This window comes from Pseudochelatococcus sp. B33, from assembly GCF_053570585.1.
In genome coordinates, this window is sequence record NZ_JBSEFH010000030.1 from 1 (window position 1) to 24,535 (window position 24,535).

The following is a 24,535-nucleotide window of genomic DNA, read 5'->3' on the forward strand; positions in this document are numbered from 1 at the left end:
CCTGGGGGCGCCTGTATCGATAAACTTCAACCATAAAAATAAGTTGATCCATGCAACGGAGGAAGGGTGTGAATGCACCATGGTCGAAATGAAGCCGCAGTCGGCGTCAGACCAGCGGGAACGGCAAGGTCGAACCGGCGTCGGATATGCGGAAAGGATGCGAAAACGGTGGAGATTGACATGTCACAATCAGACATTGCGCCGGGCGGGCGCCTGACTTCCCGTCCTACTTCTCATGTCGATACGTTCGTCCTCGACAGGCTGCCGCCGCCGCATCTCCTGCCAGCCTTCGTCAACCTCGACAAGCTGAACTATCCTGAGCGTCTGAACGCCACCGTCGAATTCGTCGACAGGCATGTGCGCGAAGGCCGGGGAGAGCGGCTGGCCATCCGGGGGCCCGACGTGCGCTGGAGCTATGAGGATCTGGCGCGGATCATCAACCGTCTCGCCAACGTGCTCGTCGGCACGCTCGGCCTCGTGCCGGGCAACCGGGTGCTGCTGCGCTCGGCCAATACGCCGACCATGGTGGCATTGTATCTCGCGGTGATCAAGGCCGGTGGCATCGTCGTCGCCACCATGCCGTTGCTGCGCGCGAAAGAATTGGGGCCGATGATCGACAAGGCCGAGATTTCGCTGGCGTTCGCCGACGAGACCTTGGCTGCCGAACTGGAGGAGGCGGCGCGAGGCAATGCCTTCCTCAAGCGGGTAGTGACGTGGTCGGGCAATCTCGGCGGCGAACTCAGTCAGTTGCTCAACGGCGCACCGGATACGTTCGAGGCCGTTGACACCTACTCGAACGATCCATGTCTGCTCGGCTTCACGTCCGGCACGACCGGCCTGCCGAAGGCCACCATTCACTATCACCGTGACCTGCTGACCATCTGCGACTGCTATGCGAAGGAAGTCTTGCGTCCCGACACGCAAGACAGCTTCATCGGTTCTCCGCCATTGGCATTCACCTTTGGTCTCGGCGGGCTGGTATTGTTTCCCTTCCGCGTCGGCGCCTCAACGGTGCTGCCGGCGAAAACTGCTCCCGACGACCTGGCACGCGCCATCGGTGAATACCGGCCGACCGTCTGCTTCACTGCTCCCACGGCCTACCGGGCGATCCTCAGCCGGATCGGGGAATACGACCTGTCGTCGCTGTGCAAGTGCGTCTCGGCGGGTGAGGCGCTACCCCTGCCGACCTTCAACGCCTGGAAGGAAGCGACCGGTCTCACTCTGCTGGACGGCATCGGCAGCACCGAAATGCTGCACATCTTCATCGCAGCGCCGGAGGAGACGGTTCGTCCCGGCGCCACCGGCAAGCCGGTGCAGAACTATGAGGCGGAAGTCATCGACGAAAATGGCAATCCCCTACCGGCCGGCACCGCCGGGCATCTCGCTGTGCGTGGCCCCACGGGCTGTCGCTATCTCGACGATCCGCGCCAGACGGTCTATGTCCGACACGGTTGGAATATTACCGGCGATACCTACATCCGCGATGCGGACGGTTACTTCTGGTATCAGGCGCGCAGCGACGACATGATCGTTTCCGCCGGTTACAACATCGGTGGACCTGAAGTCGAGGCGAGCCTGCTGTCGCATGAAGCCGTGCTGGAATGCGGCGTCGTAGCTGCGCCCGATCCCGACCGGGGCAATATCGTCAAGGCTTACGTGGTGCTGCGCGACGGCTTCAACGGCGATGATGCCTTGCGCAAGGCATTGCAGGACCACGTCAAGCGGGACCTCGCGCCCTACAAGTATCCGCGCGCCATCGAATTCGTCGACGCATTGCCCAAGACCCAATCCGGCAAGTTGCAGCGCGCTGTTCTGCGCAAGCTTGCCAAGGAAGACACGACGAATTCGGACGCCTCGTGACGGTTGACCGTTCATAACGATGCGGCGAGGGGGCGTCGGCACGGGTGCCCGCCCAGCTGACGGATGTCCGTTGCTGCGGGGCCATTCGGGCCGGCCGCGCCGTCATTCCCTCGCCCCGCGCGGGAGCGCCGCCCCCGAGAGCAGGGGCTGGTAAGTCTGGAGGTGCTGGGAAAGTTCGTCCAGGAAGATCCTGCCCGCCAGCTGCAGCGACCGTCTCGTCCGGTAAATGGCATGAATCGAGATGGTCGGTGGCCGCCAGCCGCGCAGGACATGGCGCAGCCTGCCACTTTCGAGGTCCGACGCGCATTGCGTCACGGGGAGGCGGGTCATCCCCAATCCGCCGAGAGCGGCCTTGCGCGCGACCATGAGGTTGTTGGTGATCATCCGGGTCCGGACATTGATCTCGGCCACCTCGCCCGCGTGCGAGACCAGGCGCCAGATCGACGTGCGCTCCTCCTCCCACCATCCTATGGCGGGCAGGCCGATCAGGTCAGCCGGCTCCCTGATGGGGGGAACGGCTTGCAACCAGGCATCGCTGGCGACAAGCGCATATTCCGACTGCTTCAGGCGGCGGGCGATCATGTCCGTATCCGGCAATTCCCCCCGCGATGCGATCAGAGCGATGTCATAGGCATCCATCGCCGCGGGCTTGGAGCCGTCAGTGGTGTCGAGGGTAATGGTCACCAGCGGATTGCGAACAGAGAAGTCAACGCAGAAATCCGCGATGACCTGCTCGGTGATGAGCGCGGGACTCGCGATGCGCAGTGCCCCTGTCGGCTTCGACAGGCTTTCCTGGATGATTCTCAACGCATTCTCGCCCTCGGCCCGAATGATCTCGCCGCGTCGGGCCAGTTCGAGCCCAATCGGCGTTGGCGTGAAATGACGCGACGAGCGGTCGATCAGCCGCACGGCGAGCCGTTTCTCCAGTTCGTCGATACGGCGGCTGAGCCGCGACTTCGGAATGCCGGCGTGGGCGCTGGCGCGACTGAATCCGCCAGCGTCGATCACCAAGGAAAGCAAGGCGAGATCGTCATGCATACGGGCTGCCACCTGTGTTTTATTTTCAGGATAGAAAGTTCTGAATTCGAAACGATGTGTCAAGGGACAAGATGCGCGCGCCCCGGTCCGGTTCGGCAGGAAATGGGATGGTGGTCATTAATGATTGTAATCAAATAATATTTTTTAAGGATTCTCTTCGGCGGGATAGTGAAACTGAAACTCTCCGTCCGGGCGGGGGCCTCGATCCGCCTGCCAGATATTATCGAGAATCCTGCTTTACATGTTGGGGAAGCGGTCTAGGATTTGTTTCAAGATTAAAAAAACGAGAGGGGCCTCACCATGTTGCGCACTCCGCTTCCGGGGTGACGGTCTGTCGTCTCATGTCGTTCCTGCAGATCCGCGCGGCTGGCGCGATCACGGAGATGAATCATGCAGCCGATCATCAATTTTTCCAAAGTGGGGCTGAGACTGGGGGGAATGGCGATCTATGACGAGATCACCTTCAATGTCGCCAGGGGCGAGTTTCTCTGTCTTCTGGGGCCTTCGGGCTGCGGCAAGTCGACCGCCCTGCGGCTGATTGGGGATCTACTGCCGGTCCAGACCGGTGTCGTCACGGTGGCGGACAAGACACCCGCCGCCGCGGCCGATCATCTGGCCTACGTGTTTCAGCAGCCGCGTCTGCTGCCCTGGCGCAACGCGCTCGCCAACGCGGCCTTCGGCATCGAGATGCGGAGGCCAGACGTGCCACGGGCCGAGCGCGAGGAGCGCGCCCGGGTACAGCTGGAGCGCGTCGGGCTCGGCAAGGACATGGCGAAGATGCCGCTGATGCTGTCGGGAGGCGAGCGTCAGCGGGTCGCCATCGCGCGGGCGCTTGCGCTGGACCCGGAGATCATCCTGATGGATGAGCCGTTCTCGGCGCTGGACCCCAACACGCGCCTGCGGCTTCGCGACCAGATCATTGAGCTGTGGCAACAGTCCCGCAAGACGGTGATCTTCGTTACCCACGACATGGACGAAGCGCTCTATCTGGCTGACCGGATCGTGGTGTTTTCCGGCAAGCCTTCCCGTGTCGCGGCGGTGATCGAGGTCAATGAGCCGCGTCCCCGCGACATTCTGAGCGACCGCCGCCTGCTCGACAAGCGTGACGAGCTCTTGCGGCTCTTCGCCATGATGTGACCCAACGAAACAGCACGACAACATAAATTCATTCCGGAGGCATACATGATCAGACTTGTCGTCGGCGCCCTTCTGGGTGCAATGGCTGCCACTGGCGCCTTTGCGCAGCAGAAGACGATCACTTTCTCGCATCTTGCCAATCCCAGCCACGAGGCCGCGCTTTACGCGATCAAGCAGGGCATCGTGACTTCCGAACGCATCAAGGTGGAGGTGACGCCGCTCGATATCGCCGCGCTGCAACAGGCGATCGCGGCCCGCACTTTCGATGTGGTCGAGGCCGCGGCCATGGCGCTGCCGCGTGCCAATGCCCGCGGCCTGCCGCTGCAGATCATCGGCATCGCGCAGCGCAGCCACGAGGCGGGGCTGGGAGCCGGCGTCTGGGTCAAAGCCGACAGTGACATCAAGGAGCCTGGGGACCTGCGCGGGAAGCGGCTCGGGGTCTACACGCTGTCCAGCGCCGGCATGACGCTGAACCGCATCGCCCTGAACAGGGCGTGGGGCTTCAATGTCGACGCCCGCAACGGCGACTTCCAGTTCGTGGAATTACCCGAAACCGCGCTGGCAACGGCACTTGCGGCGGACAATGTCGACGCCGCGACACTGCTGCATGCGCAGGCCTACAAGGCCATGCAGTCCGGCGAGTTCCGGCCGGTGGCGCAGACGGGCAAGGCAATCGCCGAGAAATTCGGCGTGCGGCCGGTGACGTCGGTGCTGGTGGGATACGGCGACAAGCTGGCGCAGGATCCTGACAGCTATACCGAGTTCCTGCGGCTGTTCCGCCAGTCGGTGGACTATGCGCTGGCCAATCAGGACGAGGTCTTCGCCGCGGTGGGCAAGGAGGAAAGCATCGATCCGGGCTTCTTCACCACCTGGTTCAACCAGTTCGCCACCATTCCCGTCTTCATCAGTCAGAACGATCTCGACGCGATCGACCTGCTCTGGGAGGAATCCACCGCCCTCGGCGTGCTGGACGTGCCGCACGTCGCGGCCAGGAAGGCGGTCTGGGACAAGGCGGTCTTCGAAGGGCCGATCCGCGAGTGATGACCGGGGCAGCCAATCTCGACGCGCATGATGACCTGCAGGCGCGCAAGCGCGCCCGCAGCCGTCAGAAGTGGGTGGCTAACTGGGCTACGCTGGCCTTTCTGGCCGCCTGGTGGATCTATTCGCTCTTCGTCCCGGCCTATCAGGTGCCGGGTCCCGATCTTGTCGCCCGGCTCATGCTGACCATCATCGCCGAGCCGGACACGCGCCTGCAACTCCTCTATTCGCTTTATCACGTGCTGTCGTCCATCGCGCTGTCCGTCGTGATCGGCTTTGCGCTCGCGCTGCTGTCCCATGGCTGGTGGCCGGTGAGCGGCTTCATCGACGACCGGCTGACGCCGTTCCTGAACGCCTTTTCCGGCATCGGCTGGCTGTTTCTGGCCATGATGTGGTTCGGGGTGACCTCCGGCACCGTGATCTTCGCGGTGACGCTGATCCTGATCCCCTTCGCGATCATCAACATCCGCACCGGTCTCGAGGAGCTGGATCACGAGATCGGCGAGCTCGGCCGCAGCCTGACCCGCGATCCGGTTCGGATCTTCTTCAAGCTCACGGTGCCGATGCTGGTCCCGTATCTGTTCGCGACCCTGCGCACGGCCTTCGGCGTGGCGTGGAAGGTGGTGCTGACGGCCGAGCTGTTCGGCGGCAATTCCGGCGTGGGCTACATGCTGAATGCCGCCCGGCAGGAATTCCACACCGAAATGATCTTCGCGATCATCTGCTTCATCATCCTCTTCGTCTATCTGTCCGAGGTGCTGTTCTTCGCGAAGATCCAGCGACAACTGAAACGGAGGTTCGCGCGTGAATAGCCTGCTTGCCCCCGGCCAGGCGATGACCCGGCGCCTGGTGACCGACGGCGGCGTCGTTCTGGTCATCCTCGGCTGGTGGTTGCTTTCCAGGAACATGCCCGCGTTCGTCATGCCGTCGCCGATGGCGGTATTCTCCAAGGTGCTCGAATTCGGCTACGATCCCCGGCTGATGACCCATGCTGCCATCAGCTTCCTGAGGGTGGGGACGGCGGTCGGTCTGGCCACGGTGATCGCCGTGGCGATCGGGCTGCTGACGCGACGCTTCCCCGTGCTGGAGGAGATGGTGGAGCGGCGGCTGCTGACCTTCCTCAACAGCTTCCCCTCGGTCGGCTGGGCGATCCTGGCGGTGATCTGGTTCCAGATTTCCAGCGGCACCGTGATCTTCATCCAGGTGGTCATCGTCCTGCCCTTCTGCCTGATCAACGTGCTCGAAGGCTTGCGGCAGCTCGACCCGGAACTGATGGAAATGGGCCGCAGCTATACCCGGTCGCGCCGGCGGCTGTTCCTGCGGCTCGTGCTGCCGCTGGTGATGCCCTTTCTGATAGCGGGGCTGCGGGTGGCCTACGGCATCGCCTGGAAGATCGCCCTGGTATCCGAACTGTTCGGGGCGCCGTCGGGTCTCGGGTATCTGCTGATGCAGGCGCAGGTGCGCGCGGACGCGACCCTGGTCTTCGCCTGCTGCCTGGTCATCGTGCTCATCTTCGCGTCGGTAGACCGCCTCGTCCTGCGCCCGCTGGCCCTGCGCTACTCGGTCCGGCGCGGCAGTTGATCTTGTTGTTCCCGAAATGCCATGCACCGGCCGCATCCCGTGCGGCTGGGCAGGAAAACTCAACCTGAACAGGGGGATTCCATGACACGCCAACCCGATACAATCCTGCATAACGGCAACATCCTCACCGTGGACGCGGCCTTTTCGGCGGCGCAGGCGGTATCCATCATCAATGGCCGGTTCGAGCGGATCGGAACCGACGCCGAGGTTCTGGCCACGGCGGGCGCTGATACCCGCATCATCGATCTGGGCGGCAGGACGGTGGTGCCCGGGCTGTTCGATTCCCATCTCCACCTCTACATGATGGCCATGCAGGCGCCCTGCGTTCCGTTGATCGACTGCCGGTCGATCGCGGAAGTGCAGGAGGCGATCGCCGAACGTGCCGCCGTCACACCGCCCGGCGAGTGGATCATCGCCCGGATGGGCTGGCATGAGAGCCTGCTGCGGGAAAACCGCCTGCCGGGCAGGGACGAACTCGATGCCGTGGCGCCCGATCATCCGGTCTTCGTGCCGCGGGGCGGCCATGTCGGCAGCGCCAATTCCCAAGCGCTCGCACTGGCCGGCATTTCCGAGGATACGCCCGACCCTCCGGGAGGGCTGATCGTGCGCGAGATTGGCTCGCCGCGTCCGACGGGCGTGCTGCTGGAAACCGCTTCCTACATGCTGCGCAAGGTCCTGCCACCGCCACCGCCGGCCGAAACCGAGAAGCAACTGCTGCGCGACGCGATGACGCTGCTGAACGGCTACGGCATCGTGGCCACCATGGACCCCGGGCTGAATCCGCATCAGATCGCGGTCTACGAGAGTCTACGCGAGGCCGGCCAACTGACCGTCCGCACCGATCTGATGTACCGCGCCAACAACCTGGCCGAGACGAAAATCGGTATTGGTTACACGGATTTTCGTGATGACGACATGTTGCGCTATGTCGGAGTGAAATTCATGCTCGACGGCGGCGTCGAGGGGGCGCGGCACTACGATCCCTATCGGATCGTCCCCGGCGAACAGAACGATCCCGAATACTGGGGTCTGTCGCTGCTGCCGCCGGGAGGCGAGCCGGAGTTCATCGAATGCCTCAAGCTGGTGGCCGGGGCGCGAATGCAAGCCCAGACCCATGGCGTCGGGGATGATGCGATCGACACCATCGTGCGCTGCTATCTGGCGGCGGCCGAGGAGGTACCAATCCGTGATCTGCGCTGGGTCGTCATGCATCTGCACAACCCGACCGAGGAGGTGTTTGCCAGGATCCGCGAAGGCGGAATTCTGGTCACGGTGCAGGACCAGAGCGTACTGCTGGGCGCCAACAAGGTGAAATGGTGGGGCCGCGAGCGGGCCGAATGGTCGACCCCGATACGGCGGATGATCGACGAGGGACTGCTGGTCGGCGGCGGCACCGATGCGCCGATCCTGCCGGCCGATCCCTTCATCAGCATGTGGTGGATGGTCACCCGCAAGACGCTGCAGGGCGACTGCCTGGGGCCGGATCAGGGTATCACCGCCCGCGAGGCGCTGGAGTTGTACACTGTAAACAACGCCCGCATCATGGGGGTCGAGGACGAGCGCGGCACCATCGAGCCGGGCAAACTGGCCGATCTGGTGGTGCTGAGCCAGAACATCCTGGAGGTACCCGACGATGCGATCCGTGACACGCGGGCCTTGATGACGTTGCTTGGCGGCAAGGTTGTCCACCAGGAACCAAGAATAATATTATAATCCGTATCCGAAGTGATGATGCGATGGAGCGCGTATCAACGCCGATACGCGCTTCCCCGCAAGCCGTTCATGCACGACCGACAAACGAAGACTCTCATGCCTGCAGACATGAGGGCGGGAAACTTAGGGAAGGTATCGGAATGGGTGCTATTCGAAGTGATGGACGTAACGCAGCACGTATCTCTGCCCCTCCGGCCGGTTCCGCGCGGCAAATTCATGGTAACCGTTGACGAACAGAAAATTGTTCTTGTCAAAACCGTAGACGGCGCCGGGGCCGAGCGCCCATACCCGTTCCTTGCTGCCGGACTGGCTCAGGCCGTTCACCCGGGTGTTTGTGGTCTGCTGGAGCCAGTAGCCGTTCAGCCCGATCCGCAACTTGTCCATCACCGCGTACTCGGTGGCGAAGTTCGCATGCACGGCCTGCCCGGCGCGCGTCTTGAACACGCCCGGGCCATGCGAGAGCGCCGGATCGTTGTTGGTGGCGTTCCACAGGTAATGCAGCCGGGCGGAAAGCGTCCATTTCGGCGTGATGAAGAAGGTGCCGGCGATATGGGGATTGAAGGACCAGAAGTTCGCCCCGGGATTAACGGCCGCGCTCCGGTCGTAGTGCCCGGTCGGGGCAATGACCGAGGCTTCGATGCGCGCGATGAAACGCGGGCCGTTTGGTCCCATGACCGGGTCGAACTGGTAGAACGGGCCGATGACGATGTCCGCCAGTCCCCGTTCCGCCCTGAGTGCCGCTCCGCCGAGACCGTCATCGACATCCGCCCCCAGCACATAAGGGACGAGGAGGCTGATGCCGAATGAACCCGGCCCGAGCCTCGCCGGTGACAGGTAAAGGAACTGGGTGAGCCCGGCGAAGACTGAAAGGTCCTGTTTGGGGAGGCCGAGGCGATTCCCTTGGCTGTCGGCAAGCCTGCTCGCCGTGTAATATTGAAAATACTGTGCCGCGTACCATCCCGGCCCGGAGGGCGGCGCGCCGTCCAGAAAGCTCGTCAGGCCGAGGTTGACGGTCGGCAGGTCATAGGCGCGAAGCTCGGTTGCCGCAAGAACCGAAAAGGCGCAGGTCAGGCCAACGAAAAGCCTATGCCGGGGATTCCCTGTGGACCCGATCTGTTTCGCTTCGCGTCTGACATCCAATATCATGGCTTTCCCCTTTTTGATTGATAATTGCTCGCTGATATTGAGAACTTGCGCCGGAAAGGCGCTTGCCGGCCGCGGGCCGTGCCGACTTGCCGTCAGCCCAGGCAGTGCCAGCGCCGGTCCAGATAAACGAGCGCATCGATCCCGGTGCTTTCCGTCTCGGAGGCCACGTTTCCTTCCAGGAGAATGGCGGTGACCAGCGTCGCGCCTTCAACAGGCGTCGTGCTCTGCAATCGGGCGCGGAACCAGGTCTCGACACTCCGGTAGCGCGGCTCTCCGGTGGGCAGACGCTCCCAGTCGATCCCTGGGCCGAAGCGATCGGCGCCGCTGGCGGAGCAGAGCCGGGCCAGATCCTGATCGGCATAGCGCAGGAAGTGGATGACCATCGTCCCTGCCTTCACGATCGCCACCGAGGCGCGCGAAGACGACGACAGTGAAAAGGCGACCACCGGAGGCGAGGCGCTGACCGAAATCAGCGAACTGACGGTCAGCGCGACCGGACCGTTCTCCGTGTCAGCGGTAATGATCGCCACCCCCGCCGGGTGGCGGCGGAACGCGTCGCGGAAGGCATTGGCCATCGGATGTGCATTTGTCATCGGATGTGTCTGGGTCATCGTGGAGGTCCCCGATCATGTGTTGTCCGATCCTGCGTCGGCCCGTCGCCCTCACCATGGGACCTGACGGCCTCTAGACCAGCGGCGTCGGCGGATCGATGCCGAGGACCGCCGCGCCGCCGATTTCGTAGCAGAGGGGGCTCGCGGCGATGGCATGGCGAACGCCCGTGTTCACGTCGCGCCAGAGACGGCCGAGCGGGTTGGCCTCGGCAAACAGCGCGGTGCCGTGCAGCCAGGCGATGTCGTTCATCGCATCGGCCAGGTTGTGGGTGGCGTGGGCGCAGCAGTTGCGGACCAGCGCCCGGTCCTGAAGCGACAGCGGCGTCGTTCCTTGGGCGGCGGCGTCGATGAGGTCGGCGGCGCGCTGCAGGAACATCTCGGCGGTGTCGATCTTCGCCGCCGCTGCGCCGATCCCCTGAACGAACGCGCCGGAGGTGTTCTGCGGCTGGTATTTCGAATAGGTCACCGGCCGTCTGGACGATGCCTGCGCCGTCAGTTCGAGCGCCGCTTTCGCCGCGCCGAGCGGGCCCGAGATGATGACCGTCGGAAACATCGAGACCGGGGCGAGCCGCTGCAGGAAATGCGAGTCCGCGGCCGCCTCGAAACCCGGCCCCAGCAGGACCTCGGCCCGCATGACCTGATCCGCGGGAATCCACTGATCCTCGGCGACGAAATTGTTGCTGCCGGTGCCGCGCATCCCGATCGTGAACCAGGTATCCTTGATGGCGTACTGATCCTTGTGCAGTAGCACGTAGCCGGGCTCGTGCGGCGCATCCGGGCTCTCGCGGATCTGGACGACGCCGATGGCCCATTCCGAGTTCAGGATGTTGGAACCGAACGGCCACTCACCCGTCACGCGATAGCCGTTGCGGTCGCGCACCGCGGTATTGCTCGATCCGACGATGACCGAGGCCATGCGCACCGGCCGGCCGTCGCGAAAGACCCGCTCGCGCACCGGCTGCGGAAAACGCAGCGTCAGCAGCGACGAAACGCTGGAGATGACCGAAATCCAGGCCGCGTTGGTGCAATATCGGCCGATAGCGCTCGTCACGTCGAGCAGCATCCGCGCCCCGCCCTCCTGCCCGCCGTTTGCCATCAGCGTGTTGATGCCGAAGACCCCGGTCGTTTCAAGCGCCGCGAGCGACGCTTCGGGAACGCGCCGCTCCCGGTCCGCCCGTGCCGCATTGTCGCGCAGGAGCGGGCCGATCTCATGCACGCGGGCGATGATCTGGGCCGTCAGTTCGTTCTTGTAAGCACCTGACATCCTGTCCTCCCCTCAGAATCCGAAGGCCTTGTTGACGGCAGCAAGGTCCATGACCTCGCGCACCTCGACGACCTTGCCGTCGCGCACGGTCATCACGTCGACGATCTCGATCGCGATCGTATTGCCGTTCCGCAGCGTGGCGGATTCCTCGATATGCAGGACGCCGACGCCCTTTTCCTCGTCGGCATAAAGCCCCTTGAGCTGCATATCGAGCGTGCCCGGCTCGAAGGCCCGTGCCAGCCCGTCGAGCAGTTCACCGAAGAATCCGTCCCACCCCCGATAGGTTTTCGCGATCGGGCTTGTTCCTCCCACCACGATCCAGGTTAGGTCTTTCGAGACGATTTGCTTCAGCGCATCGCGGTCATCGGTGCTGTGACCTTTCCAGAAGTCCTCGACCGTCTCCCTTACGCTTATCATGCGTTCTCCTCAGCGATTTTTATTATTTCAAGGCACGTGAGGCCGAGACCCGACCATGAGGCTGGACTCGTATCAACGTGCTGTTCCTGTTGGAAACGATTGCGGCGCCCTCGCGGGGGCGCTCCGCCCGAACGGGGTTCAGACGAACCGGATTTCGTGCTCGGCACCCAGCCGGACGACCTCGGCGGGATCGTTCAATCCGCTGATCGCGATCATGTAGTCATACATCCTGCCGCTCGGGGAAACGACCACCAGCGCCCGTGCCACCGCATCCGACCGGTTGTAGAGCGCGTGCGCGATGTCCATCGGCAGGGAGACGGTATCACCGGCGCCTGCCTTGATGGTCCGGCCCTCCAGCTCAAATTCCATCACGCCTTCAAGAATATGGAGGATTTCGTCCTGCGTCTCGTGGATATGCGTCGGCACGAAGCTGCCCGGCCCGAATTCCGCATGCATGAGCAGCGAGGATGGCGCCAGATGCAGGGGCCGATAGGGCTGGCCCAGGATGGTCCATTTCTGACCATTGAGGCCGTCGCCGTGGACAATGATGCCTTTGCTGAAATTCATGACCTTTCCCCTTGTTGATTGTCTTGCGCTGAATCACTTCTGCTCGGGGAACGGGACGCATAAGTCCTCCCGCATCAGGAATTGCTTTCCCGATGTTCCCGATGGCCTGTTTTTTTAGCTTCTTGTCCCCTTGACGAATGTCGCGTTTGAACGTTTCTATATGTTTTAAGCTGAAACTATCTGCTCCCGGCCGTCTATCCGTTCTCCGCAGGGAATGTACGAATTATGCGGGAAAATGTCTCAACATCCCATGGCAGGAATTCAACGCCGATCGCCCGCCATCTCCTCTTCCAGACCACGGATATCGACGAGGCCCGTGAGAAGGTGGGCAGCGTCTTCTGCCGCCACGACATTGATTACGCAGGCCGGAGGCGGCAACTGTCGTGCAGGCAGAATTTTGTGCCCATGGGGCGGCTGGCGCTGAGCTACATCACCTACGGCGAAGACGTGGCGATCGACGCTGGCGAGCCGGAAAACTGGTTCATGGTGCATTCCATCGACCGCAGCCCCTGCGAGATGCGGGTGGGCCGGCGGGACCTCATTGCTGCGCCCGGCATGGATGTCGTCAGTTCCGCGACGCTGGGCCTGAAGATGAAATGGGCCGCCTCTTCGGCACAGCTCGTCCTCAAGGTCGAGCGCCCGGCGCTGGAGCAACACCTCGCATCGTTGCTGAACGATCGTGTGAGGCTGCCGATCGAGTTCCTGCCCGATCCGACCGTCGCCGCGGGACGCGACCCGGGATATCGGCGGTTGCTCGACTTCATCATCACGGAAGCCGAGCAGGACGATACGTTCTTCCGGTCGCAGTGGGGCGGACGGTGTCTTGAAGAAACGATCATGACCCTGCTGCTGACCAGATTTCCGAACAATTATTCGGATGCGCTGGCAGCACCGGCCAGTCCGGCTGCGCCGCGGCATGTCCGTCTGGCCGAGGAGTTCATGGCGGCACGCGCCGGGGACGCCATTTCCGTGGGCGATATCGCCGCTGCCGCCGGCGTGAGCATACGCACTCTGTTCGAGGGGTTCCGGCATTTCCGCGGCACAACTCCCATGGCTTCGCTGCGGACCATCAGGCTGGAGGCCGTCCGGGACGACCTGCTGTCTGCATCGGGCGCGGCGTCCGTCACGGACATCGCTCTGAGATGGGGGTTCACGAACCTTGGCCGTTTCGCCGAGGTCTATCGAAGACGCTACGGTGAGCTGCCATCGCAGACGCTGCGGCGTCTTCCCTGAAGTCTGCGGAATGGACTCATTCTCTCCCGTCATCAGGCCGAGCGCGGCGTCCCAGCATCCGAACTCCTCCAAGGGCTGCGTCAGGAGGTGCTCAAGTACACCCGGCACATCCTTCGCCCGGCGTAGGAGTGACGTATTCACAAGGGCGTCTTCGGCAAGACTTGAGGTGGGTGAGCGGTTCTTTCCGGGTTGGCTGGCCGGAGGTGCCTTTGCTGGGGGCTTCATGACGGCGCAACGGCTCATGACTCGGGCAATGGTAGGAAATCGACTTCGTACTTAGCGGCGATCCGCACGACTTCTTGCGGGTCGGGAACTTGATGGATGTGCTTGAACAGTTCCTTCAGGCTTCTTGTTGGCGAGACCCAGAAAAGGCTCGTGGCGGTGACGTCGCCCTTGTTGAAGATGGCGTGTGGCACTCCCTCCGACATGCGCACCAAATCGCCGGGATTGGCAACCAGTTCGCGTCCATCAAGCCAAATGGTGTACTGTCCACCCAGCACATAAACGAATTCGTCCTGCGTGGGATGGACATGCGGCGGCACAAAAGTGCCGGGAGGGAACTCGGCATGCCATGCCATTGAATGCTCGGAGATCTGTTTGAGCGTATAGGTCTGTCCGAGAATACTCCAGACGACGCCGTTCAGGGCTTCCGACGAGCCGGTAATCCCTGCTGATATCAATGTCATAGTATATTCCTTTATCGTTGTTGTCAGTTTGCGAGAAACGAGGTCACCATGTGGGCACAATCCGGCCGCTCCTCGAACATCAGATGACCGGCGCCCATCACGTATTCCAGTCTGCAGTCGGGTAGCAGCCTCTGCCAGTGCGCTGCGTGCGCCACGGGCATGAGGCGATCATGCTCTCCCCACATAAGCAGCGTTGGCATGCGGATGCGATGGGCCCACGTCGCTAGCCGGGGATTGCCATGCGGGGCTGGCACCAGCGCACGTGCCAGACCCTGCATTTCACGGCCGAGCTTGGCGTTGAACTGTGGATCAGGTTGCTTCGGAAAGAAGCGAAGCGCGATGTCGGGGTCGTGGGTCAGGTACTTCGGCACTTCGTGGATTGACAGATTGAACAGGTCAGGCGCTGGCGCCTCCTCCACCACCAGTCCGGCCGGCGCCGCAAGAACAAGCCTCGTCAAGCGGTCTGGCTGGCGGATGGCGAACTCTGCTGCGATCCATCCACCGAACGAGAAGCCGGCCAGCGCGAAGCCGTCGAGCTTGAGCAGATCGAACAGATCCATATAGTGGAGAACGTGGTCCTCGACGGTCACAACCGTTTCGTTGTCACCGGATTCGCCAAAATTGGCATGGAACGGAATGACAACCCGGTGCGTACGAGCCCATTCCAAAGCCATGTCGAAGCCGGGAAATGTACCTGTTCCATGGAGGAACACCAGCGCGGGCCCCTTTCCGGCTGTCAGCGCGACGACATTCGTCCCGTTGACCTGGTAAGCTATCTTGTCGAAGGGCGAGACTAAGGTGTCGTGATGGTCCATTATCGGAAGCCTCTCATTACGTCGCTGTCGCGATCGGGTTACGGATCAGGGTGGCGAATTGCTCAGCTGCATTGGCCACGCGCGCTCGCAGCAGCTCCGACATGGCCGTGTCCGGTGCCAATTCGTCCGCACTGGCGCAGAAGGCGTCGCTGGAGTATTTTTCGATCACTTTGGATCAGAAGATGCTCTGCGATCCTTAATTCTGAGCGATTTCCTGTCGATCAAATGATTCCATTTGATCGGAAATCGCTCTAACCGTCGATACCGAAGACTGTCCACTTCGCACTTTCCCCGGGCAGGCCAAGAAGAGCACGCCCGCATTCCTCGACAATCTGGTCAGCGAGCAATATGTGCTGGGTGCCCGCATGAATGTCGCGGTAAAAGCGCTGCATGACCGTGTTATGCAGGGAGGCACCGCGAGCTGCGCGGTGCGCGAAGGTGCCTACTTCCGAAATGATGTCGTGCACATGGCGGAGAGCCAGCTTGACAATTGTCATCTGGTCCAGAGACGGGGCATGGCCTTGTGCAACGCTGTCCGAAACCGCATTCCAGCTCTCGTAGACGAGGGCGCGCGCAGCACGATATTTCGCCTGTGCCTGTGCGAACTGGAACTTGAGGCTGGCGCTTTCCGACGATTTCCCGAACGGATCCTGGCGCTGGCGGACCACAAGCGTCAGTTCGTCGAGCACACGTCGCCCGACGCCGGTCGCCCAGGCAGTGTGGACAAGCGCACTATAGCCGGCAAGGCCCAGATTTCCCTGCACGGTGCCGCGGCGCGGCGCAGTAACGTTAAAATCGTAGACCATATAGTCTGGAACGAAAAGTTCTTCGTCAGTCGCTAAGGTATAGTCAAAGCTTCCAGTCGCTCTCAGGCCGATCACGTCCCAGTTCCCAAGTAGTCGTATCGTTGAGCGCGGGTGATGGGCGACGATGATTTTTGGCGATCCGTTTTCCTGGATCAGCTTCTCCTTGCCCCCGGCATCAGTGACGAAGCAGCCGGAATGGATCCATTCGGCATGGAAGATGGAGCTTCCATACGCCCAGTTGCCTTTGATCATGTAGCCCCCGTCAACCGGACGGGCGAAGCCACGCGGCACACCGTTACCGGCAATCGTGATGTCGGGGCGTTCGCGGAAAACCTGGTCGATGCCCTTCTGGTCAAGGTAAATTGCCATTGCGGCACCTTCCATGTTGTTGACCATAGTGCACCAGCCGGCGGACGCGTGGACGTAGGAGATCCTCTCCAGCAGAGAAGCAACGTCGACCGGCTTCAGTTCAGCTCCGCCAACTTCGCGCGGAAACAGCATCGAATAAAAACCGCCGGCACGAAGGGCCGATACAACCTCGTCCGCCATCCTGCCGAGTTGCTCGGACTCTTCCGCCTTGGCTTCGATCAAGGGCAGTATATCAGCGAGCCGCGCATGGAAGGACGTCGCTTCAACGAGATCCGGAGTACTTTTTCGGGCAGTGGAGATGTTCATATTGTCCTCTCTGGTATCGCCATTGCGGCGAAATTCTTCTATTTGGACAATAAGTGGACATACCTTCTGTACCCAAGCCCCCCGCATGGGGGGATAGCCGCAGCGTTCGGAGAGGCCCGCCTGCAACCTTGAATGCGCCGACACGATGGCGCTATACTTTACTCTTAACTCAGCCGGGGGAGGCTAGGATCCATTGCAAGCTTGCGGCCTGCGTCTCAAACAAGAACCGGGAGGGAGCGATGCCCGCTATTGACCCTCCGGACGCGCACCTGTTCAGCTTGGTCATAGCGATTGCCGAAAGCAGCACGCTCGACGAACTGGGTGCGGCTTGTCACCGTGCGGTCAAAGAACTGATTCACGCGCCGGTACTAGGCCTATATCTGATCCGCGACAGTAAACCCTATCTGCTTTACAGCCACAACGCGCCACGCGGGTTCCTTGACGAGTATCGCATAAAACTGGCTTCTCACGACCCAATGATCGAGATGCTGATGCGACACAGGCGCTCGGTTGCTGGCTCCATTCTGCGCTCCTCCCGGAGCTGGAACGTGCGACTCATGGAAGATCTGCTGCATCGCTGGGGCTTCCAGGCGAATATGTGTGGCCCGGTCTTTATCGATTCATGCTTGGCTGGCTTGATCTATACCGCTGATATCGACGAGGCGGAGCCTGATCCCGTGCGCGAGGAGCGCCTCGATTTCATCTGCCGGGCGGCGGCTATCGCTTTACGCAGGATTACCTCTGACTATGGGTTACAAGTAACCTTCGATGTGTGTGACTGTTCGGACATAAACACCGCCACACTCTCCGAATTGCCACCAAGGCTGTCGCAGGTAGCCGAGCTTGTGTGTCGAGGGCAGACCAACAAGGAGATTGCTCGCACACTGGCGATTTCACACCACACCGTGAAGGAACATGTCGCTGCACTGTGCAGGCGCTTCCAGGCCCAAAATCGAACCGAACTCGCCACTGCGATGCTTAAGATGGCACAAGTTGGAAGAAGTGTCCGAAACACCAGCCCCCTCGACATGGAAGGACTGACAGTCGCTCCTTCGCCCAAGTTCCAGCTTTCTGAAGCCTGCCCGGATTACTTCTAAGATTGATGTTCGATGCATCCAGCACGCAACGAGGGCCGCGAGCCTAGAGATGAGTCATGGAGCCGCGCAATGCCGGCCAGACCGGGGCGGGGATGCGGCTCCGGAGCATTGTTAGCGAGGTGAGCGCATGACCTATATCATCCATGGCGCGACCGGCGCCCAGGGCAATCCCGTCCTCTCCACGCTCAGGGCGGCGGGCAAGCCCGTCGTGGCCGTGACCCGTAGCCGTCGCGACCGCGATCTGGGTGACGTCCCCATCACAGTTGCCGAGTACACTTCTGTGGACCAGCTCACCGATGCCTATCGCGGCGCAGCGGGGGTGTTCGTGCATCTGCCGCTCGGGTCGGAAGAGGCTCGCAAGGTCTATGCGCAGAATATGGTTGCGGCGCTGGCGAAGGCGCGGCCGGATCGGGTCGTGATCTCGACCAGCGGCCAGATCGTCGACGATCCCGGATTATCCCTGCAACAGCCGGATGGTTCGGCCATCCAGACCCCTGTGCGCGGTGTGAAGGAGTCCGGCCTTTCCCATGCCGTGATTTCCGCACGTCTGTTCCTCGAAAACCTGCTCCTGCCGCCGGTGATCGAAGGCGCCCGGTCGGCCGGCGTGCTGCGCTATCCGTTGCGCGCCGACTTTCCGGTCTCGTGGTCGTCGCATCTCGACAACGCGGACGTGGCGGCGGCGCTGTTCGAACGGACCGATGTCGGCGGCGTGGTGGCTGTCGGCCAGCTTCCGCCCATCACCGGCCGGGAGCTGGCCGACGCCTTCGCCGCCCGTTTCGGCAAGGAGGTGCGCTACGAGGCTGTCACGCCACAGCAATTCGGCGAGACGATCAAGCTGCTGATCGGGGTCGCTGCCGCCGGGGTCGTGGGACTTTACACGGGTTTAGCGTCGGTGGCCGGCTATACTTCCGACCTCAGACAGGGCGCACAGAAACGTCTCGGCCTGACCCACGGGCGACGCGCCAGTGGCTCGACGATATCGGCCTGTGAGGGGTTAGCGCGGACAGATCACCGGGCGCGGCGGCCGGTAAAGCAGATAGTAGACAGGCTCGGATGCTCGCAAACGACGATCTACCGCTACCTGACGCGCGTCGCCGAGGAGAAGCCCGCTCCTGACGCACGGGCTGGATGAACCCATAGCCGAAGATGTCCTTCCCGGCCTCGATCAGCTTATAGTAGGATGAGGTGCTCACATGATGCCAGCCCACTGGTCCTGGCTCGTCGCGTTGGCTCCTGGATCGGTTAGAAGATCGATGTAGTAATCCTCACCCTTCTGGAGAGTAGCCGGCACGACAGAGCTTCAGCTAAGGCGTCCCTACAGAGACCAACTCGCCTTGCTGCCAGACTGAGTGGATTTTCCGCGTATTGGTGATATCCTCAAGCGGGTCGGCGTCCAGAACGATCAGATCGGCGCGTTGACCCTCTGCGATCCTGCCCCGGTCGGTCAGTTTCAGCAATGCGGCGGCGTGTTCGGTCGCGGTGCTTAGCGCTTGGCCGGGTGTCATACCAGCGGCAACGAAGTGTTCCAGTTCGCGATGTTCGGCAAAACCGGGAAGGCGTTCGGGAAACGCACCGGCATCCGCACCGAAGCCGAATTTCACCCTGCCCGCCTCGATCAATTTCGACAAGTTTCGCCGGTTCATCTCAACATCACGGCGGGCTTTCTTGGCCCGTTCGCTGGCAACCGTCTTGCTCCGCCAATCGGTATTTTCGAACTGCGCCTTCAGTTCCGGACTCAAAGCGGATTGCAGAAACGGGTCGTCGAGCATCGAAGGTTCGTCGGCGAAGATATAAGTCGCTTCGTCCAAATGAACCGTTGGAATATACCATGTTTCGCTGTCGCGGAGGGCGTCGATAAAATCCTGATCAACCTCCGTATCCCGCACGCCGTGGGCCAGAACGTCCACTCCTGCGGCGACCAGTTTTTTCGCGTGATCGAGCGTGTAGACATGCGCGGCGACGGCAAAGCCCAGTTGATGCGCTTCATCGATGGCCGCTCGGAAACATTCCTCGCTCATTGGTTCGATCGGGCCAAATTTATCGACCCACAATTTGATGATATCGATAGGTTGTTGTGCCGTCTCGCGAACAACCTGCCGTGCTTCCTCCGGGAGTTTCGGACGCGGAGACAGGCCGTCAGGCGCGAAAATTCCCGCGCCAGCCGTCATGAAAGATGCGCCATGTCGCGGATCATTGCGCATTTTCTCGTGTGTTTCGGGTTCGGGTGTTGGGGACATGCCCAGCGAGACCACGGTCCCGATGCCATAGGCCTGAAACTGGCGCAGCGCCGCGTAGGCGTTTTCCGGGGTGAAATTGTGCCGGCCGGCAGTCCTGCCTTTGATAAGCCCGACATGCGCATGATTGCTAGTGAAGGCGGGGATCAGGTAGCGGCCTTGATAGTCAATGACCTGCGCATTTTTCAGGGCGTTTGTCGTTCCATCCTCTTCAGCATGAATCGAGGTAATGATGCCGTTTTCGATTATGAGAGTCCCGGGAGCGGACATCTTCTCGTCAAGTAACATGCGCACATTGGTCATTGCCAGTTTGGTGCCGCCACTGCCGTAGTTCCGTGCATGCGCACCTTTTGGTGCAATTCCGCTGACGATGAGGGCACCGATCAGATTATTGACATTGCGTCGGGTCAATTTGGTCATCGCTATACTCCTTGGCTTTCTCGCGGGATAGAATTGCAAGACCTGCGATATTGCGGATATCAGCGCGTCGTCGGATGTTGACCCTTCTGTCTGTGCAACCGCGCCGTGGCACGGGCATAGGCGATAACAGGTGCAAGCAGGATAACCAGCGCGATCATCAGACAGATGAGGCTGACGGGCCGCGACAGGAACAGCATCGGATCGCCCCGGCCTAGCTGCATGGCGCGGCGCAGATTTTCCTCCATCATGGGACCGAGGATGAAGCCCATGAGGAACGGGGCGGCCTCGAATCCCGCCAGAGCCATTCCGCAGCCGAGAACGCCGATCGCGAGGACGAGATAGACGTCGAACGTATTGAGCGTCGAACTGTAGACCCCCACGGCGATCAGGCAGATGATCGCCGGAAAGAGAAAGCGGTGCGGGATGTTGGCCAGCTTGGCCCACAGGCCGACCAGCGGAATGTTGAGCACCAGCAGCAGGATGTTGCCGATCCAGAAGCTGGCGATCAGCGCCCAGAAAAGGTCGGCATGGCGGGTCATCATTTCCGGACCGGGCGGAATCCCCTGGATCATCAGCGCGCCCAGCATCAGGGCCATCGTTGGCGTGCCCGGAATACCGACGGCCAGGGTCGGGATGAAGCTCGTCTGGGCTGCAGCGTTGTTCGCCGCTTCCGGCCCGACGACACCTTCGATCGCACCCTTGCCGAACCGCTGCGGCTCGCGCGAGATGCGCCGCTCGGTAGTGTAGGAAATGAAGGAGGCGATTGTCGCGCCGGTGCCGGGCAGAATGCCGAGAATGCTGCCGAGCACGCTGCCGCGGCCGACCGGGGCGACGCTCCGCCGGACATCCTCGCGCGTCGGCAGCATGTCGCGCAGCCGGAGTGAAAAGCGCGCCCTATTGACCCTGAGCTCGGCCGTCGCCGTGACGATCTCGGGAATGCCGAACAGCGCCATCGCCACCAGGGCGATGTCGAGACCCCCGACGAGGTCGGGAACATCGAGGGTGTAGCGCTGCACGCCGGTGCTGAGATCGGTGCCGATCATGCCGAACAGGGTACCGGCCACCACCGCTATCAGCGCCTTGAGGAGCGATCCCTTGGCGACGAAGGCACCGGCGACGAGCCCCAGCACCATGATGGAGAAATAGTCCGCCGAGTTCAGCGACAGGGCGAAGCGGCTGATCGCCGGCGAGAACAGGATCATCAGCACGATGCCGAACGATCCGCCGATGAACGAGGCGATGGCCGACACGAACAGCGCCACCGCCGCGCGGCCCTGCTTGGCCATCTTGTTGCCCTCGAGGGCCGTGATGGCGGACGAGGTCGAGCCCGGGACGTTAATCAGGATCGAGGTGATCGCGCCGCCGTATTCGCCGCCGTAGTAAATGCCGGCGAGCATGATGATCGCAGTCTCGGGCGGAAGGTAGAACGTTGCCGGCAACAGGAGCGCGATGCCCAGCATGGCGCCCACCCCCGGCAGCACGCCGATGAACGTGCCGACGGTGACGCCGAGAAGACAGTAGAACAGGTTCGTCGGCGTGAACGCCGTCGCAAACCCATCCGCGAGGAGCGCCAGGATATCCATCAGAAGCCTCCGGGCCAGACACGGACGGGCAGTCCGAGCAGGACGACGAAGATCAGCCAGATCGCGAGGGCCACCCCGATGCCCAAGGCGACGCTTTCGACGAACTTGGCGTCGCGGTGGGCGAACGAGGCCACTAGGGTGGTGATGATGATCGTCAGGAGCAGGCCGGCCGGCCGGATGGCGAGCGCAAAGACCACGAAGGCGGCGCAGACGAACAGAAAACGCCGAAGGTCAAACGTCTCGTCGGTCGGGGACGGTGCGACGACCGCCACGACGAGAGAGATCCCGCCAAGGATGGCGCCGGTGATGGAGAGAAGGAGAGGGAAGTAACCCGCTCCCATCTGGCGGGCGGATCCGATCCCGTATCCCATGGCCAGATAACCGAAGCCAAGTGAAACGACGATGATGACGAGGCTTGCGATGATGTCGTTCCAGCCCGTCCGGTGCCCGTCGACCTTTGGATCCAGACTTGTTGTCATTGTTCCCATCCTCTGTGTGGACGTCCTACAGTTCTATGTCGAGCGAGCCCTATCGATCAGGTGCCTCCATTGGGTCGGAAAGCGTCTCAGTCGCAGGGCCACGGCCGAGCCGACCGAGAGCGGGGCTTTCTCCGCTTATGCCCAGCAGGCGAACCGCCGCCCACACACCCGCTGTCGCGCTGGCGACGACGGGTTTGCCCAGGCGAGGCTCGACAGCGGCGGTGAGATCGAGCGCCGGCAGGCCGCCGCACGAAATCAGGATGGCATCGGCCTCGCCCGAGGCCTTGCGATCGGCTTCGAATGCAAGATCGATGACATCATCGGCCCTGATCGCCTGGACCGACTCGACGGTGGTCAGGTCGAGGCCGCCGATGTGGAGGACGTCGAAACCCGCATCTGTCAGGAATTCTTCCAGCTTGCGGTTGACGGTCTCGGAATAGGCTGTCCCCACCGAGACTTTCCGCGCGCCGACCACCCGCAAGGCATCGCGGACGGCGTTGCTCATCGTCGTTGCCGGCACGCCGGCGGCCTGTTCGATCACCTCGACCAGGCTGTCGTTGAAGCCGGGACCCGCATAGAAGCTCAGCGACGTCCCCATGAGCGCGATCGCGTCGGCGCCGTCTCTTTCGCGAAGATCCCGCGCGAGCGCGGCCACGCGATCGATGACCGCGCTGTAACCTTCCAAGGTCAGTTCCCTGAGGACAAGACTGCGGGCAACGAACCGCACGCCCTCCGGATAGAGTCCGTAGGCCTCGCGCGGAACTGCATCGCCGGCTGGTGGTACGATCATGCCAATGGTCACGCTCATGATAGTCCCGTCATTGAAGTGGTTTGCGTTGAATTCGAGCATCAAATTGAACGCAAGCTACGGAAAATTATAGAAATTTGAGTTGGTCGCTGGTCGCTATTCAACAATTGTGCAACCCGCTCCAGTCTGGAGTTGCGTTCCGCGCATGCGGTGGCCGTCCACGCCCGGACAGGAGCGGAAGGAGTGGCCCGCTCGGGCGGGCCGATACGGTACAGGAGCTTTGCGGGATCCGCGTTTACGGGTTCGCGTCGCGAATGCCGATGGCGACTTCAGTCAGTTTTTCGGCGATCGCGGGGAATTCCGCAGCCACTTCCTCACCGGTCTGGAAAGCGGGGATCAGTCCGGAATTCCGCAGCTGTTCAGGAAGCTTGTCGTTCTTGTAGGCGAGGGCGACGGCGTCGGTGAGCCGGCCGGCGACCTCTGGCGGGGTGCCCGCGGGGGCCATGATGAACTGGCTCGGCATGGCCTCGAAACCTTCGATGGTCTCGGCGATAGGAGCCACGTCCTCGAAGCCCTCGATGCGTTCCGGACCGGTGTGGCCGAGGATGATGAGGTTCCCGCCCTTGGCCTGGGCGACAGCCGCGCTGAGGCTCACGATACCGAAGGGCACTTCACCCGAGACGACAGCCGTTACAGAAGGCGAGCCACCCTGGAAGTGAACGGCCTCGATGTCGAGCTTGGCAGCATCCTTGAGCATCTCGCCGGCCAGATACTGAAGCGTTGCAATGCCGGGTGAGGCGTAGAAATACTTCCCCGGGTTCGCCGCGACCAGATCGATGAACTCCGCGACTGTCGACACGCCCACCCCGGGATTGGCAACCAGCGCATGCGGCGCCACGGCGATGCGGGCGATCGGCGTAAAGCTCTTGACCGGGTCGTAACCAACGTTCTTCTGGAAAACCGGCCCCAGGACGGCGGACGTTTCGCCGGCATAGATCGTGTACCCGTCGGGCTTGGCGGACGCGACATAGGTCGGGGCCAGGGTGCCGGCGGCACCGGGCCGGTTCTCGACGATGATCGGCTGGCCGAGTTCGGGCGAAATCGCACCGCCGACAAGGCGGGCCATCGTATCCATGCCGCCGCCGGGGGCGAAGCCGACCACCATGGTGACCGGCTGGCTGGGGAAAGCTTGGGCCAGGGCACTGCCCGTGAGCAGCGACAGGGCCAGACCGGTTGAGATGAAAAGACGCATTGTTCCGCTCCGTGCATTTCTGATTATGCAATTAAGCTGCGATGAAATCATCTACTAGTCAACCATATATTTTGAGCCTATAATAATTACCCATGGTGCTCAACGTGCCTGAGGAAGGTCAGGATGGGGTACGGG

The 24,535-nt window shown here is 62.1% G+C and carries 23 protein-coding genes; 9 read left to right on the top strand and 14 right to left on the bottom strand.

Annotated features, from left to right (window positions below):
* Positions 1 to 180: 180 nt before the first annotated feature.
* Positions 181 to 1,860, top strand: a complete 1,680-nt coding sequence (locus ACUSIJ_RS25160) for an AMP-binding protein (protein WP_449311175.1) — start codon at positions 181 to 183, stop codon at positions 1,858 to 1,860.
* Positions 1,861 to 1,962: 102 nt separating this feature from the next.
* Here ACUSIJ_RS25160 and ACUSIJ_RS25165 read toward each other — a convergent pair whose 3' ends face one another.
* Complete coding sequence (locus ACUSIJ_RS25165) at positions 1,963 to 2,898, bottom strand: LysR substrate-binding domain-containing protein (RefSeq protein ID WP_449311176.1); 936 nt, start codon at positions 2,896 to 2,898, stop codon at positions 1,963 to 1,965.
* A gap of 390 nt (positions 2,899 to 3,288) precedes the next feature.
* Between ACUSIJ_RS25165 and ACUSIJ_RS25170 the strand changes: the two genes are divergently transcribed.
* The 5 genes from ACUSIJ_RS25170 (at position 3,289) to ACUSIJ_RS25190 (ending at position 8,367) form a co-directional block, all read left to right on the top strand.
* Positions 3,289 to 4,035 (top strand): ABC transporter ATP-binding protein, encoded by a 747-nt coding sequence (locus ACUSIJ_RS25170; RefSeq protein ID WP_449311177.1) that lies wholly within the window; start codon positions 3,289 to 3,291, stop codon positions 4,033 to 4,035.
* A gap of 45 nt (positions 4,036 to 4,080) precedes the next feature.
* Positions 4,081 to 5,076, top strand: a complete 996-nt coding sequence (locus tag ACUSIJ_RS25175) for an ABC transporter substrate-binding protein (RefSeq protein ID WP_449311178.1) — start codon at positions 4,081 to 4,083, stop codon at positions 5,074 to 5,076.
* Positions 5,076 to 5,885, top strand: coding sequence for an ABC transporter permease (locus ACUSIJ_RS25180; RefSeq protein WP_449311179.1), 810 nt, complete (start codon positions 5,076 to 5,078; stop codon positions 5,883 to 5,885). Before ACUSIJ_RS25175 ends, ACUSIJ_RS25180 begins: the two co-directional genes overlap by 1 nt.
* Positions 5,878 to 6,654: an ABC transporter permease gene (locus ACUSIJ_RS25185; RefSeq protein WP_449311180.1), complete on the top strand. Its 777-nt coding sequence runs from the start codon at positions 5,878 to 5,880 to the stop codon at positions 6,652 to 6,654. Before ACUSIJ_RS25180 ends, ACUSIJ_RS25185 begins: the two co-directional genes overlap by 8 nt.
* 81 nt (positions 6,655 to 6,735) lie before the next feature.
* On the top strand, positions 6,736 to 8,367 hold the full coding sequence (locus tag ACUSIJ_RS25190) for an amidohydrolase (RefSeq protein WP_449311181.1): 1,632 nt from the start codon (positions 6,736 to 6,738) through the stop codon (positions 8,365 to 8,367).
* Positions 8,368 to 8,514: 147 nt separating this feature from the next.
* Here the strand turns inward: ACUSIJ_RS25190 and ACUSIJ_RS25195 are convergent, their stop codons facing one another.
* The 5 genes from ACUSIJ_RS25195 to ACUSIJ_RS25215 all read right to left on the bottom strand — a co-directional run bounded on the left by ACUSIJ_RS25195 (position 8,515) and on the right by ACUSIJ_RS25215 (position 12,372).
* Positions 8,515 to 9,513, bottom strand: a complete 999-nt coding sequence (locus ACUSIJ_RS25195) for a SphA family protein (RefSeq protein WP_449311182.1) — start codon at positions 9,511 to 9,513, stop codon at positions 8,515 to 8,517.
* A 92-nt stretch (positions 9,514 to 9,605) separates the two neighbouring features.
* The gene (locus ACUSIJ_RS25200; RefSeq protein ID WP_449311183.1) at positions 9,606 to 10,088 is read right to left on the bottom strand and encodes a flavin reductase family protein; all 483 of its coding nucleotides are present in this window, start codon (positions 10,086 to 10,088) and stop codon (positions 9,606 to 9,608) included.
* Between the two features lie 109 nt (positions 10,089 to 10,197).
* Positions 10,198 to 11,388, bottom strand: a complete 1,191-nt coding sequence (locus tag ACUSIJ_RS25205; protein WP_449311184.1) for a hypothetical protein — start codon at positions 11,386 to 11,388, stop codon at positions 10,198 to 10,200.
* Positions 11,389 to 11,400: 12 nt separating this feature from the next.
* Positions 11,401 to 11,805: a nuclear transport factor 2 family protein gene (locus ACUSIJ_RS25210; protein WP_449311185.1), complete on the bottom strand. Its 405-nt coding sequence runs from the start codon at positions 11,803 to 11,805 to the stop codon at positions 11,401 to 11,403.
* A gap of 138 nt (positions 11,806 to 11,943) precedes the next feature.
* Positions 11,944 to 12,372: a cupin domain-containing protein gene (locus tag ACUSIJ_RS25215; protein ID WP_449311186.1), complete on the bottom strand. Its 429-nt coding sequence runs from the start codon at positions 12,370 to 12,372 to the stop codon at positions 11,944 to 11,946.
* A gap of 225 nt (positions 12,373 to 12,597) precedes the next feature.
* On the opposite strand from ACUSIJ_RS25215, the gene ACUSIJ_RS25220 reads away from it, so the two are divergent.
* Positions 12,598 to 13,605, top strand: a complete 1,008-nt coding sequence (locus ACUSIJ_RS25220; RefSeq protein WP_449311187.1) for an AraC family transcriptional regulator — start codon at positions 12,598 to 12,600, stop codon at positions 13,603 to 13,605.
* A 239-nt stretch (positions 13,606 to 13,844) separates the two neighbouring features.
* Here ACUSIJ_RS25220 and ACUSIJ_RS25225 read toward each other — a convergent pair whose 3' ends face one another.
* From ACUSIJ_RS25225 to ACUSIJ_RS25235, 3 genes are all read right to left on the bottom strand, one after another.
* On the bottom strand, positions 13,845 to 14,291 hold the full coding sequence (locus ACUSIJ_RS25225; RefSeq protein WP_449311188.1) for a cupin domain-containing protein: 447 nt from the start codon (positions 14,289 to 14,291) through the stop codon (positions 13,845 to 13,847).
* 23 nt (positions 14,292 to 14,314) lie between these two features.
* The gene (locus ACUSIJ_RS25230) at positions 14,315 to 15,106 is read right to left on the bottom strand and encodes an alpha/beta fold hydrolase (RefSeq protein WP_449311189.1); all 792 of its coding nucleotides are present in this window, start codon (positions 15,104 to 15,106) and stop codon (positions 14,315 to 14,317) included.
* A gap of 251 nt (positions 15,107 to 15,357) precedes the next feature.
* A complete protein-coding gene (locus ACUSIJ_RS25235; protein WP_449311190.1) occupies positions 15,358 to 16,587 on the bottom strand; it encodes an acyl-CoA dehydrogenase family protein in 1,230 nt (409 codons plus the stop codon).
* A 239-nt stretch (positions 16,588 to 16,826) separates the two neighbouring features.
* Between ACUSIJ_RS25235 and ACUSIJ_RS25240 the strand changes: the two genes are divergently transcribed.
* Complete coding sequence (locus ACUSIJ_RS25240; RefSeq protein ID WP_449311191.1) at positions 16,827 to 17,684, top strand: LuxR C-terminal-related transcriptional regulator; 858 nt, start codon at positions 16,827 to 16,829, stop codon at positions 17,682 to 17,684.
* Between the two features lie 127 nt (positions 17,685 to 17,811).
* A complete protein-coding gene (locus ACUSIJ_RS25245) occupies positions 17,812 to 18,816 on the top strand; it encodes an NmrA family NAD(P)-binding protein (protein WP_449311192.1) in 1,005 nt (334 codons plus the stop codon).
* A gap of 172 nt (positions 18,817 to 18,988) precedes the next feature.
* Here the strand turns inward: ACUSIJ_RS25245 and ACUSIJ_RS25250 are convergent, their stop codons facing one another.
* The 5 genes from ACUSIJ_RS25250 to ACUSIJ_RS25270 form a co-directional block, all read right to left on the bottom strand.
* The gene (locus ACUSIJ_RS25250; RefSeq protein WP_449311193.1) at positions 18,989 to 20,338 is read right to left on the bottom strand and encodes an amidohydrolase family protein; all 1,350 of its coding nucleotides are present in this window, start codon (positions 20,336 to 20,338) and stop codon (positions 18,989 to 18,991) included.
* 59 nt (positions 20,339 to 20,397) lie between these two features.
* Positions 20,398 to 21,921, bottom strand: coding sequence for a tripartite tricarboxylate transporter permease (locus tag ACUSIJ_RS25255; RefSeq protein ID WP_449311194.1), 1,524 nt, complete (start codon positions 21,919 to 21,921; stop codon positions 20,398 to 20,400).
* Entirely contained in the window at positions 21,921 to 22,400 is a 480-nt protein-coding gene (locus ACUSIJ_RS25260) for a tripartite tricarboxylate transporter TctB family protein (RefSeq protein ID WP_449311195.1), read from the bottom strand. The genes ACUSIJ_RS25255 and ACUSIJ_RS25260 overlap by 1 nt, the downstream gene beginning before the upstream one ends.
* Positions 22,401 to 22,449: 49 nt before the next feature.
* Positions 22,450 to 23,250 (bottom strand): arylmalonate decarboxylase, encoded by an 801-nt coding sequence (locus ACUSIJ_RS25265; RefSeq protein ID WP_449311196.1) that lies wholly within the window; start codon positions 23,248 to 23,250, stop codon positions 22,450 to 22,452.
* A 193-nt stretch (positions 23,251 to 23,443) separates the two neighbouring features.
* Positions 23,444 to 24,400 carry a Bug family tripartite tricarboxylate transporter substrate binding protein gene (locus tag ACUSIJ_RS25270; protein WP_449311197.1) on the bottom strand — a complete coding sequence of 319 codons (957 nt, stop codon included), beginning with the start codon at positions 24,398 to 24,400 and terminating at the stop codon, positions 23,444 to 23,446.
* Positions 24,401 to 24,535: the final 135 nt, after the last annotated feature.